We start from the raw sequence: 13,746 nt of genomic DNA, 5'->3' as shown, positions 1-13,746 counted from the left end.
TAATTTACAAAAAGAAACCATAAAAGTTTATACCCAAAGTCATTGGCGTTGCAGGTAGGCAGCAAGTGAAAGACAAATCGGTTGATGACCGATTTGAACAGCATTTATGCTAGCCCGCAGGGTGAGCCTCTTTGAGGCTCATTAATCCCGATGAGCTGACACCAGTCAGTGATTCGGGTGAGTGAGCGCAGCTAGCAACCCTGCGGCGTCAATGGCGAAGGGGATATGGGTCAGGGGTCATATGAACGAACAATATTCCGCAATGCGAAGTAACGTCAGTATGCTCGGTACGCTACTCGGGGACACCATCAAAGAAGCGCTTGGTGAACACATCCTTGAAAAAGTAGAAACCATCCGTAAATTATCCAAATCTTCGCGTGCTGGTAATGAAGCAAGCCGTCAGGAACTGCTGACCACGCTGCAAAATCTGTCCAACGACGAGCTGCTGCCAGTAGCCCGTGCTTTTAGCCAATTCCTCAATCTGACGAATACGGCAGAGCAATATCACAGTATTTCACCACACGGTGAAGCCGCAAGTAACCCAGAAGCGCTGGCTCAGCTTTTCACGCGCTTAAAAGATAAAAAGCTGAGCGAGAAAGATATGCGCAGCGCGGTTGATGAGTTATCCATTGAGTTGGTGTTAACCGCTCATCCAACCGAAATCACCCGCCGCACCCTGATCCATAAACTGGTGGAAGTGAATACCTGCCTGAGCCAGTTGGATCACAATGACTTAGCCGATTACGAACGCAACAAGATCATGCGTCGTTTGCGCCAGTTAGTCGCACAATCATGGCATACTGACGAAATTCGTAAAATACGCCCTTCCCCAGTCGATGAAGCCAAATGGGGCTTTGCCGTGGTTGAAAACAGCCTGTGGGAAGGTGTGCCCGCATTTCTGCGTGAGTTTAACGAGCAGTTACAAAACTCGCTCGATTACCGCTTGCCAGTAGAAGCCGTGCCAATCCGCTTTACCTCTTGGATGGGCGGTGACCGTGACGGTAACCCGAACGTGACCGCCGAAATTACCCGCCATGTGCTGTTACTCAGCCGTTGGAAAGCCACCGACCTGTTCCTGCGCGATATTCAGGTGCTGGTGTCAGAGCTTTCGATGTCGGAATGCACCCCGGAACTGCGTGAACTGGCCGGTGGCGAAGAGGTGGTCGAACCTTACCGCGAATTAATGAAACGCGTCCGTACCCAGTTGACCAATACTCAGGCTTATCTGGAAGGCCGTTTGAAAGGTGAGCGTGTCTTGCCGCCGACTGATTTGCTGGTCAGTAATGACCAACTGTGGGATCCGCTTTACGCCTGTTATCAGTCTCTGAAAGCCTGTGGTATGGAGATCATTGCTAACGGCCAACTGCTGGATACCCTGCGCCGTGTGCGCTGCTTCGGTGTGCCATTGGTGCGTATCGATGTGCGCCAGGAAAGCACCCGCCACACCAATGCCATTGCTGAACTGACTCGTTATCTGGGCCTTGGCGATTATGAAAGCTGGTCTGAGGCGGACAAACAAGCCTTCCTGGTGCGCGAACTGAACTCCAAGCGCCCACTGGTTCCGCTAAAATGGGAACCGAGCGCTGATACACAAGAAGTGCTGGAAACGTGCCGGGTGATTGCTGAAGCACCACAAGGCTCCATCGCCGCTTACGTTATCTCCATGGCTAAAGTGCCATCAGACGTGCTGGCAGTGCATTTGCTGCTGAAAGAAGCGGGTTGCCCATTCACTCTGCCCGTTGCGCCATTGTTCGAAACCCTTGATGACCTGAACAATGCCGACGAAGTAATGACCCAGTTGCTAAATATCGACTGGTATCGCGGCCTGATCCAAGGCAAGCAAATGGTAATGATTGGCTATTCCGACTCAGCAAAAGATGCTGGCGTGATGGCTGCATCCTGGGCGCAATATCGGGCGCAAGATGCGTTGATCAAAACCTGCGAGAAAGCCGGTATCTCCCTGACCTTGTTCCACGGTCGTGGCGGTTCTATCGGACGTGGCGGTGCCCCTGCACATGCAGCCCTGCTCTCTCAGCCTCCGGGTAGCTTAAAAGGTGGCTTGCGCGTCACGGAACAAGGCGAGATGATCCGCTTTAAATTCGGTCTGCCGGAAGTCACTATTAGCAGCCTGGCACTCTATGCTGGTGCGATTCTGGAAGCTAATTTACTGCCACCACCGGAACCGAAGGAAGAGTGGATTGAGGTGATGGATCTGCTGTCGGACGCATCCTGTGATATGTATCGCGGCTATGTGCGTGAAAACCCTGAGTTTGTCCCTTACTTCCGCGCGGCTACGCCAGAGCTGGAATTAGGCAAATTGCCATTGGGTTCACGCCCAGCCAAACGCCGCGCGGACGGCGGAGTGGAGAGTCTGCGCGCCATTCCGTGGATTTTCGCCTGGACACAAAACCGCCTGATGCTACCTGCCTGGCTGGGTGCGGGTGCCGGTTTGCAAAAAGCGATCGATGCCGGGAAGAAAGAAGCATTAGCCACGATGTGTCGTGACTGGCCATTCTTCTCTACCCGTATCGGGATGCTGGAAATGGTGTTCGCCAAAGCTGATTTGTGGCTGGCAGAGTATTACGACCAACGTTTGGTGGATAAATCACTGTGGCCATTGGGTCAGCAATTACGCGACCAGCTAGCAGCGGATATTAAAGTGGTGCTGGCTATCGCCAACGATGATCACTTAATGGCTGATTTGCCGTGGATTGCAGAGTCAATCGCATTGCGTAATGTGTATACCGACCCACTGAACGTGCTGCAAGCTGAGCTGTTGCACCGTTCGCGCCAGCATGAGCACCCAGATGCCCGTGTTGAGCAGGCGTTGATGGTGACGATTGCCGGTGTTGCTGCGGGGATGCGCAATACAGGTTAGCCATTGATTTTGGGGGAAGCGATTCCCCTGATTATCTTTTGTTTGCTTGATGATTATGATGAAAAGGGGCCTGCGCCCCTTTAACAACTTACGGTCTCACCCCAAGGGTATGGCAAATCGCATAACTCAACTCTGCCCGATTCAAGGTATAGAAATGGAAATCCTTTACCCCTTCACGGCTTAAAATCTTCACCATATCCATCGCCACTGAAGCACCCACCATTTTGCGCGTCTCAGGGTCGTCATCCAGCCCTTCGAAAATACTGCTCATCCAGTGTGGTACCCGCACGTTGGTCATAGTGGCAAAGCGCTGAAGCTGTTTAAAGTTGGATACCGGTAAAATGCCCGGTACGATTTCAACGTCAATGCCGGTGGCCACACAGCGATCGCGGAAACGCAGATAACTCTCAACATCAAAGAAGAACTGGGTAATCGCCCGGTTAGCGCCTGCATCAATCTTGCGCTTGAGGTTGATCAGATCAGCCTGCGCGCTTTTGGCTTCAGGATGAACTTCTGGATAAGCCGCAACCGAGATATCAAAATCCCCTACGTCTTTCAGCAAGGTCACCAAATCAGATGCGTACATTTCTGGCTTACCACTATTCGGTGGCAAATCCCCTCGCAGAGCAACAATGTGGCGGATACCGCTGTTCCAGTAATCGGTGGCAATATCACGTAACTGAGTCGGTGAAGCATCAATGCAGGTCAGATGCGGTGCAGCTTCAAGGCCAGTGCGCTCTTTTATCCCTTTAATGATGCTATGAGTACGATCGCGCTCGCCGGAGTTCGCGCCATAAGTGACCGAAACAAACTTGGGTTTCAGGGTGCTCAGACGGTCGATTGAGTTCCACAAAGTCTCTTCCATCTCGCTGGTACGCGGCGGGAAAAACTCAAAAGAAACATTAATCTGACCCTGCAATTCTGCCAGACTTTGATTCAGCGCTTCCCGCTGGTTGGCGTGGAAAAAACTCATACCCTGTCACTCCATTGTCGTTATAACGACTTATGTTATTTGTTACCGCTCATCATGAGCGTCTATACGTTTAGACGGCTAAATAGAAAATGACGGAAGTTGGCTAAAGAGTCAACTTTTAAATAAGTTTAGGACGATGATTAATCTTCACACGCAATACGCGGAAAATTCATGTAGACCTTTAACCCCTGAAGTTACGAGGGTTCGCCACGTTCGCTTACTCTCTGCCAGCAATAGGCGTTATTGGGGAGCGGTGTTAAAGAGGGAATGGGTTAAAGAGGTAATTTCGCCTCCTCCGCTTAAGCAGAAGAGGCGAATTAATGCAAATTACAGCAATTGAGACAGGCGGTTTAAATCAGACTGAATGGCACCGGCAGTAACATCACGCCCGGCACCTGGGCCACGAATAACCAGTGGATTATCGCGATACCAACGGCTCTCAATGGCAAAGACGTTATCGCACGGCAGCAACGAGGCCAGCGGATGGTCAGCACGTACCGCTTCAACGCCCACACGAGCCTTACCATTAGCATCAAAGCGTGCCACGTAACGTAACACCAACCCCATCTCATTTGCGGCTTCTAAGCGCTGGATCATTTGCTGATTCAATGCTTCGCCATTTTCAAAGAACTGATCCACGGAACCCACATCAGCACCAGCCGGAACCAGTGATTCTACCCGTACCTGATTGGGTTCAATGTCATAACCTGCTTCACGGGCCAAAATCACCAGTTTACGCATCACATCCTGGCCGGAAAGATCCACCCGCGGGTCTGGCTCGGTCAGACCTTGTTGCCAGGCTTGATCGACTAACTCGGTAAAGGGCACCGTGCCGTCAAATTGCAGGAATAACCACGACAACGTGCCAGAGAAGATACCGCTGATCGCCAGAATACTGTCGCCACTATCACGCAGGTCACGCACCGTGTGGTTAACCGGTAACCCCGCCCCCACCGTGGCGTTATATAGCCAGTGGCGGCCTGTTTTGGCAAAAGCATCGCGAATTTGGCGATAGTTATTGCTGCTGGATGCGCCAGCCAATTTGTTCGCACTGATCACGTGGAAACCGTAGCTGGCAAAATCCAGATATTGCTCTGCCAGCGATTCACTGGCGGTCACATCCAGCACCACCAAATCATCAAACGGGTGTGCTCGCATCCATAAGAACAGCGATTCCTCATCCTGCTCTTTGGCTTCGTCATCATAAAATGCCAAGGTCCGACTGGCATCCAGCCCATCGTAACTTAACAGGCTGCGGCGGCTATCCACCACACCTGCCAGCACAAACTCGAAACCACTGCGCGCCGAGATATTCTTCTGCTCGCGGGCGAACAGTTCCAGCCAGCGAGCGCCAATATTACCTTTGCCAAACAGCATCAGACCAATACGTTTTTCTGCGCGGAACAGTGACTGGTGCAAGCCCTGAATCAAGTGTTCGGTCGGCCCAAGGCGCAAAACCGCCACCATACTGATCCCATCTTCTGCCTGCCAGATGAACTCAACCGGCTGATCTTTTAGCTGTTGGTAGAAACGATGGCTGTGCAGTGGGTTTTTGCACACCCCCGCGCCCACCAGTGCAACCAAGGCCAGCCCTTCGCGCAGGGATAATTTCCCAGGCAGCGTGGCATCTTCCAGCACTCTTAGTGCACTGTTAACCACTTCGGAGGTATAGCAGAGTTGCAACAGATTGCGGTCAGGGTGAATACCGGTAGCTAGCGGTTTGATTTGCGCACGTTTAAGCAGCAAATCAATCTCTTTTTGAGCCAGCGAAAAATCGTGATGACTGGCAATCTGCAATTCGATCAGGCAGACGTCATCATGGCTGGTGACAATTTTCGCCCCCGACCCTGACGCCAATACACGCTCGATACGGGTTGAACCTTGCTCTGGCTGATAGCTACAACGCAGTTGTAAATCGATATCACTGCCTGAAACTGGCTGTAGCGTGCGGGTATGCAGTACTGGTGCCGCCAGACGTGCCAGTTCACTGGCTTCATCCAACCGCAATAACGGTAACAGGCAAGCATCTTTTACTTTGCGCGGGTCTGCACTGTATACCCCAGCAACGTCACTCCAGATGGTCACGCGCTCGACACCCGCCAGCGCCCCGACTTGTGTCGCCGAGTAGTCACTGCCGTTACGCCCCAGCAGCACGGTTTCACCGGAATTACTGCGCGAGATAAACCCTGTGACCACCAAACGCTGATGCGGATGCTGGGCCATTAATTGTTGCAACAACGGGTAAGAGCGGCCTTCATCGATTTGTGGTTGCGCCGCACGCTCTGCACGCAGGAAACTGCGGGCATCCAGCCAGGTGGCGTTCATATCCAGCTTGTTCAAGACCGCCGCCATCAAGCGGGCAGACCAAATCTCGCCATGGCCCACGACTTCGGCATAAATTGCATCATCTACTTTGCTATCCAGCAGACCAGCCAGGCGCTCTAAATCACGGATAAACTCACTGATCAGCGGTTCGGCCACTTCTGGCGGCAATAAGCCACTGATCAGATCATGTTGATAACGACGTAAATTCTGTTGCACCTGATGAGCAGAGAGACGATCACTTTGGCTCAGTTTCAACCAGCTAATCAGTTGGTTAGTGGTACTACCTGCCGCAGACACCACCATCAGATCACCGGGGTGACTGTAATTGGCCATAATATTGGCCACCCGCAGGTAACACTTCACATCCGCAAGGCTACTACCACCAAACTTATGCAGTTGACGGCCGGTCACCGCCGCTGCTACCGCTGTTGCATTCATGCTTACCTCGTTCCCGCCAACTGGAAAGCATTTTCCAAATCGGCAATCAAATCTTCGCTGTCTTCAATACCCACGGAAATACGCAACAAGCTGTCAGTAATACCTGCGGCAATGCGTGCTTCAGGTGCCATACCGGCATGGGTCATGGTCGCGGCATGGGAAATCAGGCTTTCTACACCGCCCAAAGACTCCGCCAGAGTAAATAACTCAAGAGCAGAGAGGAAGCGGCGCAGTCGCTGTTCATCGCCATCAAACTCAAAACTGAGCATCGCACCAAAACCAGACTGCTGACGGCAGGCAATTTCGTGGCCGGGATGTTGTGGCAGAGAAGGATGATACAGCTTTTTCACTAAAGGCTGCTGCTGTAAATAACGGACAATGTCATCTGCGTTACGTTGCTGTTGAGCCATACGTGGCGATAATGTGCGCAAACCGCGTAATAACAGGTAGCTATCAAATGCCGCACCGGTCACACCGATATTATTCGCCCACCATGCCAGCTCAACCGCCAGTTCAGGATCTTTGGCAATTACCGCACCCGCGACCACATCAGAGTGACCATTCAGGTATTTGGTACAGGAGTGAACCACCAGATCCGCCCCTAAAGAGAGTGGCTGCTGCAAGGCTGGACTAAGGAAAGTGTTATCACAAACAGTGAGAGCACCTGCCGCGTGTGCCGCCTTGCAGATAGCCGCAATGTCTACCACCCGTAGCAGCGGATTACTTGGGGTTTCAATCAATATAAGCTTGGGTTTTTCAGCCAAGGCTCGGCTCAGTGCCGCTTCATCACCCTGATCGACAAACAGCACCCGATAGGCACCACGCTTGCTCAGGCTATCGAATAAACGGTAACTGCCGCCGTAACAATCATGTGGGGCAACCAATAAGTCACCCGGTTTTAGAAATGTAGTGCAAACTAAATGAATCGCCGACATCCCGCTGCTGGTCATGACTGCACCCGCGCCACCTTCCAGTTCCGCCAGTGCACGCTGTACTACATCGCGTGTCGGATTACCGCGACGTGAATAGTCGTGAGTCCGTGGCTGATTAAAATCGAGAAAATTATAGGTACTGGAGAGATGAATCGGGGGGACAACGCAGCCGTATTGCTCGTCATCGTTCAACCCGCTACGGACTGCTATTGTTGCCTGTTTACGCGTCATATGGATTTCCACCAGCCGGTTATCGAGAAAATGTTACGCCAGATTAGACGCACAAATTACGGACGTCAATACATCTGGACATCTAAACTTCTTTGCGTATAGATTGAGCAATGGAATAATAACCGCTAAAATTGTAGAGGCTTTAACTATCTTAATGATGTCAGTGAGTTTTCGGTGGTGTTTTGTTTAACCGCAAAGACCGTATCGAAAGGTAACGGCTATCAATAAGTAGCAAAATGATTAAATGGGTGATGTTGCTCTAGTAAAATCGACATTTATTTAGTGAGAACAGCGGAGATCGGGCATAATTAGCCGGTTTTCAGAATTTTGTATTTTTCCGACAAATTTAAGGTGTCCCATGGCTGAGTGGAACGGCGAGTATGTCAGCCCTTACGCTGAACACGGCAAGAAAAGCGAACAGGTCAAAAAAATTACGGTATCCATTCCGCTGAAGGTATTGAAAATCCTCACCGATGAACGGACCCGTCGCCAGGTGAATAACCTGCGCCACGCCACCAACAGTGAATTGTTGTGTGAGGCTTTTTTGCATGCATTTACTGGTCAGCCGCTGCCGAATGACGAAGACCTGCGGAAAGAACGCAGCGATGAAATCCCGGAAGCCGCAAAAATTTTAATGCGTGAATTGGGTGTTGACCCCGATACCTGGGAATACTGATCCCCAACTACCACTCGGTTCATTAGTCATAGTGAACCTGAAATGTAGAAATGAAAAAGGCACCCGAAGGTGCCTTTTTCATCTGACGGGCAATAATTACTTCTTAGCACCCGGCACGCTGAAACGCTTGTTGAAGCGGTCAACACGGCCACCGGTAGCAACATCACGCTGCTTGCCAGTGTAGAACGGGTGGCATTCGCCGCACACGTCCAGATTCAGGTCATGACCAACAGTAGAGTTGATCTTAATAACGTTACCGCAAGAGCAAGAAGCAGTAACTAAATCGTATTTAGGGTGGATACCTTGTTTCATGGAAAACCTCTATATTTAGGCCGTGTCGCTATCCAGCCCTGTTCCGCCAGACACCACACGATTGATAAATAACAATTTGATTGTTAACGAACAGCCGCTGATAAACTAAGCAACGGTTGTTAACAGGATTTGATATCGAATTATATCAAAGGCGGCGAATCATACAGAATTTGACCAAACCGCGCAATCGAATCCGCACATTGTGAAGCACTCAGTGTAAACTGTTCAATCTTTATTTATACCCGTCATACTTCAAGTTGCATGTGCGTTGGTTGTGCTCAATAACCCGAATCACTTACTCATGTAAGCTCATCGGACTTTTCTCGCTTGCCGCCTTCCTGCAACTCGAATTATTTAGGGTATAGGCCAATTGTACTTATTTAGACCAATTTTAGTTATCAGGATGAAAACACATGTCCGTTGTTCAAGTGGCATTACCCGTACCACTGGCCCGTAGCTTTGATTACCGTTTAGACAGCGCCATGGCCTGCCCGGTGGTCGGTGCTCGCGTCAGTGTGCCATTTGGTAAACGCAAAGCCATCGGAATTGTGGTGGGTATCAGTGATACCAGCGCCTTCCCCCTTGAACAGCTTAAAGCCATTGATGACGTTCTGGATGACCGCAGCTTATTTCCACCTAGCCTGTGGCGCATTCTCTGCTGGGCCACCGAGTATTATCACTACCCGATAGGTGAAGTGCTATTCCATGCCCTGCCGATTCTGTTACGCCAAGGGAAGCCCGCGCAATCAGCACCATTGTGGCAGTGGTTCGCAACTGAACAAGGGCGAGCCACGCCGCCGGAAAGCTTAAAACGCGCGCCGAAGCAGCAACAGGCGCTGGCCGCATTATTACAAAAACCGGTCTACCGCCATCAAGTTAATGAAATGGCACTCACCGAAAGCGCATTGCAGGCATTACGCAGTAAAGGGTTAATTGATCTGCGGGCGCAGGAAGTTGCGACCACCGATTGGCGCAACGGTTTCGCCGTTCTGGGTGAGCGCTTGCGGCTGAATACCGAGCAGGCAACCGCCGTTGGGGCGATTCGCAGTGAAGACACTCAGTTTGCTGCCTGGCTGCTGGCTGGGGTGACCGGCTCAGGTAAAACGGAAGTTTATCTGAGCGTGCTGGAAAATATTCTGGCACAAGGCCGTCAGGCGTTAGTTTTAGTCCCTGAGATAGGCCTGACGCCGCAAACTATCGCCCGTTTTCGCGAACGGTTTAACGCTCCCGTTGAGGTGCTCCATTCAGGTTTAAATGACAGCGAGCGGTTGTCCGTTTGGCTGCGAGCACGTAACGGCGAAGCCGCCATTGTTATTGGTACCCGCTCGGCACTGTTTACACCGTTTTCCCGCCTTGGGGTTATTATTATCGATGAAGAACACGACAGTTCCTATAAGCAGCAAGAGGGCTGGCGTTATCATGCCAGAGATTTAGCGGTATTCCGCGCCCGTGAAGAAGGCATTCCGATCGTGATGGGTACCGCGACCCCGGCGCTAGAGACCCTGCACAATGTGCAAATGAGTAAATATCGCCAGTTAACGCTGTCTAAACGGGCGGGCAACGCCAAACCCGCCGTACAGCATTTGCTCGATTTAAAAGGCTTGCCGCTTAAAGTTGGCCTCTCTCAGCCACTGCTAAAACGGATGAAAACCCATTTGCAGGCCGATAATCAGGTGATTTTGTTCCTGAACCGCCGTGGCTATGCCCCTGCCCTGCTGTGCCATGAGTGTGGCTGGATTGCTGAATGCCAGCGCTGTGACCACTATTACACCTTGCATCAAAATCACCGTCAGTTGCGCTGCCACCACTGCGACAGCCAGCGCCCGGTGCCTCAGCAATGCCCCAAATGCGGTTCAACTCATCTGGTTTCTGTCGGTGTTGGCACAGAGCAGTTAGAGAACGAACTCGCTCCCCTGTTCCCGGATACCCCCATCACTCGAATTGACCGCGATACCACCAGCCGCAAAGGCTCGTTGGAACAACATTTGGCTGATGTCCATCAAGGGGGGGCGCGCATCTTGATTGGCACCCAGATGCTGGCTAAAGGGCATCACTTCCCTGATGTTACGCTGGTGGCCTTACTGGATGTCGATGGCGCACTATTCTCGGCGGATTTCCGCTCAGCAGAACGGTTCGCACAGCTTTATACACAAGTTTCAGGCCGGGCCGGGCGCGCGGGCAAGCAGGGGGAAGTTATTTTACAAACGCACCACCCCGAACACCCACTGCTGCAAATTTTGCTGCAACAGGGCTACGATGCGTTTGCCAAACAAGCGCTGGCGGAACGTAAAAGCGTATTTTTACCGCCTTATACCAGCCATATCATCGTGCGCAGTGAAGATCACGATAACCAGCAATCCGCGCTGTTCCTGCAACAGTTACGTAATTTGCTGGAAGCCAGCCCACTCAAAGATGATGCGCTGTGGATTATGGGGCCAGTGCCCGCATTGCAGGCTAAACGCAGTGGGCGCTTCCGTTGGCAATTGCTGTTACAGCACCCGTCACGGCAATTGCTACAACGGCTGATTAAAACCTCTCAGCCGCTAATCAATACATTGCCGCAGGCCCGTAAAGTGAAGTGGACGCTAGATGTCGATCCAATAGACAGTTAATTTCCCTTAATGCTTAAGGCTCGCTACAGGCAGGCATAAATGCTATTCAAATCGGTTCCCGACTGATTTGCCACTTGCTTGCTGTCTGGCTGTAACGCCGATGACTTTGGGTAATATCCTTTTATTTAGGTAATTTATTGTTTGATCTGTGCCACAAGGCAATCGATTACCCCGCTTTCTGCGAGCCAGTGCGAAAAAACCTACTTATGTCACACTTTTTATGCAAATTAGGTAACAAATTACCCTCACTATCTGTATAGAATGACGGAAAGCCTGCATTAAGCATCAGTGCTGGCTCGGAGCCAGAGCAAGGAGAAAGGCGTTGGAACATAAGAAAGAATTCACGATGGCTACCATGAAAGACGTTGCCGAAATGGCGGGTGTTTCAACTGCAACGGTGTCACGCGCACTGATGAACCCGGAAAAGGTTTCAACAGTAACCCGGCAAAAAGTGGAACAAGCTGTTCTGGCGGTGGGTTATTCTCCTCATGCTTTATCTCGTAATATTAAACGGAATGAATCGCGCACAATTCTGGTTATTGTACCGGATATCAGTGACCCGTTTTTTGCTGATATCATTCAAGGGATTGAGTACGCGGCAGCCCAGCAAGGTTATCTGATATTGATTGGCGATTGCGCGCAACAAACCCAGCAAGAGCGTAGCTTTGTTAATCTGATAATTACCAAGCAAATTGATGGCATGTTGTTGTTAGGTTCCAATCTGCCTTTTGATGCCAGCAAAGAAGAGCAGCGTAATTTGCCACCGATGGTGATGGCAAACGAGTTTGCACCTGAACTGGAACTGCCGACGGTACATATCGATAACCTGACCGCCGCCTATGAAGCAGTTAATTATCTGCATGAATTGGGGCACCAGCGCATTGCCTGTGTTGCCGGGCCGGAGAGTTTGCCGCTGAGCCACTATCGGCTACAGGGTTATATTCAGGCACTACGTCGTAATGGTATCGCCGTCGACAGTGACTATATTATGCGCGGGGACTTTAGCTATGAAGCGGGCGCAGAAACCTTTGCGGTGCTGATGGCATTGCCTCATCCCCCAACAGCAATATTTTGTCACAATGATGTGATGGCGATAGGGGCGATGTGGCAGGCAAAGAGAATGGGGCTAAACATCCCGCAGGATGTCTCGCTGGTAGGCTTTGACGACCTGAAGTTGTCACAGTATTGTGATCCCCCATTGACCACCGTGGCTCAACCGCGTTATCAAATTGGCCAGCAAGCCATGTTACTATTACTTGAACAGCTACAAGGGCATTCAGTACAAAGTGGCTCCCGCTTGTTAGACACCGAGTTAATTGTCAGGGAAAGTACTGCTGCGCCTAAACGCTAGGCAAATATTCAGGGGTTCAGTAACATGACGGACTTATTCCATCATCAAGACGCAGCGAAACGATAGTGGCACAAAGAGATTATGTAAGCCGAGGGCGCGCAGGAGCGCGGCGCAAAAGCACCAGCCGGAAAAAACGCAGTGCTCCAGCAATATCTAAAACCGTGGTGGCGCTGGCCGTCGCGCTGTTAGTGGTATTTGTTGGTGGCCTCTATTTCATCACCCACAATAAGCCGGGTGAGCTTCCGTTATTACCCAGCCATGATCCTCGTACCGGCAATGGGTTACCGCCCAAACCGGAAGAGCGCTGGCGCTATATTAAAGAGCTGGAAAATCGCCAGATTGGCGTACCGACACCAACAGAGCCTTCTGCCGGTGGTGAGGTTAATTCCCAGACACAACTGACGAATGAGCAGCGCCAACTGCTTGAGCAGATGCAGGCAGATATGCGCCAGCAACCAACACAGTTGTCAGAGGTACCGTATAACCAAGGGATGCCGGTGCCACGCTCTGCTGTGACCATCAAACCACCGGTCACGCCCCTGCAACAGCAGCCATTAACGCCACCGCGCCAGACCACCGCACCGGTACAGCAACAAACGCAGGTACAATCACCTGTGGCAACACCACAGCGTGCACCACAAGTGGCGGCTCAGGTAACACCGGCAGTTACGCAGCCAAAACCGGAAAAAGAAAAAGAGAAGGCACAACGTTGGATGGTGCAGTGTGGCTCATTCAAAGCCATCGATCAGGCCGAATCTATCCGCGCCCAATTGGCATTTGGCGGGATCGAAAGCCGCATTACCAGCGGTGGCGGTTGGAATCGAGTGGTTCTTGGCCCTTACAGTACCAAGGCAGCCGCTGATACTACCTTGCAACGTTTGAAAGGCGCTGGTCAATCAGGATGCATTCCCCTCGCTGTTGGGGGTTGAAAAGTCGTAATCCTCCCCCATTTATAATCTCAATATACCCCGTGCTGTTTTTTGACAGGCAGTACGGGGACTCATTCAGTCTGCAACGA

The 13,746-nt window shown here is 51.3% G+C and carries 9 protein-coding genes; 5 read left to right on the top strand and 4 right to left on the bottom strand.

From position 1 onward, the window contains the following. The first annotated feature begins 241 nt into the window (after window positions 1-241). Window positions 242-2,878 (top strand): phosphoenolpyruvate carboxylase, encoded by a 2,637-nt coding sequence (gene ppc, locus EL015_RS00545; RefSeq protein ID WP_032907876.1) that lies wholly within the window; start codon window positions 242-244, stop codon window positions 2,876-2,878. An 88-nt stretch (window positions 2,879-2,966) separates the two neighbouring features. On the opposite strand, the gene metF is transcribed toward ppc, so the two are convergent. From metF to metB, 3 genes are all read right to left on the bottom strand, one after another. Beyond that, on the bottom strand, window positions 2,967-3,851 hold the full coding sequence (metF, locus tag EL015_RS00540) for a methylenetetrahydrofolate reductase (RefSeq protein ID WP_005192191.1): 885 nt from the start codon (window positions 3,849-3,851) through the stop codon (window positions 2,967-2,969). A gap of 327 nt (window positions 3,852-4,178) precedes the next feature. Beyond that, window positions 4,179-6,614 (bottom strand): bifunctional aspartate kinase/homoserine dehydrogenase II, encoded by a 2,436-nt coding sequence (locus EL015_RS00535; RefSeq protein WP_005192192.1) that lies wholly within the window; start codon window positions 6,612-6,614, stop codon window positions 4,179-4,181. A 2-nt stretch (window positions 6,615-6,616) separates the two neighbouring features. Further along, entirely contained in the window at window positions 6,617-7,777 is a 1,161-nt protein-coding gene (metB, locus tag EL015_RS00530; protein WP_032907877.1) for a cystathionine gamma-synthase, read from the bottom strand. A gap of 358 nt (window positions 7,778-8,135) precedes the next feature. Between metB and metJ the strand changes: the two genes are divergently transcribed. Beyond that, window positions 8,136-8,453: a met regulon transcriptional regulator MetJ gene (gene metJ / locus EL015_RS00525; RefSeq protein WP_004392248.1), complete on the top strand. Its 318-nt coding sequence runs from the start codon at window positions 8,136-8,138 to the stop codon at window positions 8,451-8,453. 96 nt (window positions 8,454-8,549) lie between these two features. Here metJ and rpmE read toward each other — a convergent pair whose 3' ends face one another. After that, a complete protein-coding gene (gene rpmE, locus EL015_RS00520) occupies window positions 8,550-8,765 on the bottom strand; it encodes a 50S ribosomal protein L31 (RefSeq protein ID WP_005163858.1) in 216 nt (71 codons plus the stop codon). Window positions 8,766-9,178: 413 nt separating this feature from the next. On the opposite strand from rpmE, the gene priA reads away from it, so the two are divergent. The 3 genes from priA (at window position 9,179) to ftsN (ending at window position 13,657) form a co-directional block, all read left to right on the top strand. Further along, window positions 9,179-11,377, top strand: coding sequence for a primosomal protein N' (gene priA, locus EL015_RS00515; protein ID WP_005190509.1), 2,199 nt, complete (start codon window positions 9,179-9,181; stop codon window positions 11,375-11,377). Between the two features lie 322 nt (window positions 11,378-11,699). After that, window positions 11,700-12,728 (top strand): DNA-binding transcriptional regulator CytR, encoded by a 1,029-nt coding sequence (cytR, locus tag EL015_RS00510; protein ID WP_032907512.1) that lies wholly within the window; start codon window positions 11,700-11,702, stop codon window positions 12,726-12,728. Window positions 12,729-12,793: 65 nt separating this feature from the next. After that, entirely contained in the window at window positions 12,794-13,657 is an 864-nt protein-coding gene (gene ftsN, locus EL015_RS00505; RefSeq protein WP_005190514.1) for a cell division protein FtsN, read from the top strand. Window positions 13,658-13,746: the final 89 nt, after the last annotated feature.

This window comes from Yersinia intermedia, assembly GCF_900635455.1.
In the GTDB taxonomy this organism is placed as follows: Bacteria; Pseudomonadota; Gammaproteobacteria; order Enterobacterales; family Enterobacteriaceae; genus Yersinia; species Yersinia intermedia.
This window is presented reverse-complemented; position numbering and strand designations above follow the sequence as displayed.

Coding starts and splice junctions, on each gene's coding strand:
- ppc (WP_032907876.1), top strand. CDS start 242: ATGAACGAACAATATTCCGCAATGCGAAGTAACGTCAGTATGCTCGGT.
- metF (WP_005192191.1), bottom strand. CDS start 3,851: ATGAGTTTTTTCCACGCCAACCAGCGGGAAGCGCTGAATCAAAGTCTG.
- EL015_RS00535 (WP_005192192.1), bottom strand. CDS start 6,614: ATGAATGCAACAGCGGTAGCAGCGGCGGTGACCGGCCGTCAACTGCAT.
- metB (WP_032907877.1), bottom strand. CDS start 7,777: ATGACGCGTAAACAGGCAACAATAGCAGTCCGTAGCGGGTTGAACGAT.
- metJ (WP_004392248.1), top strand. CDS start 8,136: ATGGCTGAGTGGAACGGCGAGTATGTCAGCCCTTACGCTGAACACGGC.
- rpmE (WP_005163858.1), bottom strand. CDS start 8,765: ATGAAACAAGGTATCCACCCTAAATACGATTTAGTTACTGCTTCTTGC.
- priA (WP_005190509.1), top strand. CDS start 9,179: ATGTCCGTTGTTCAAGTGGCATTACCCGTACCACTGGCCCGTAGCTTT.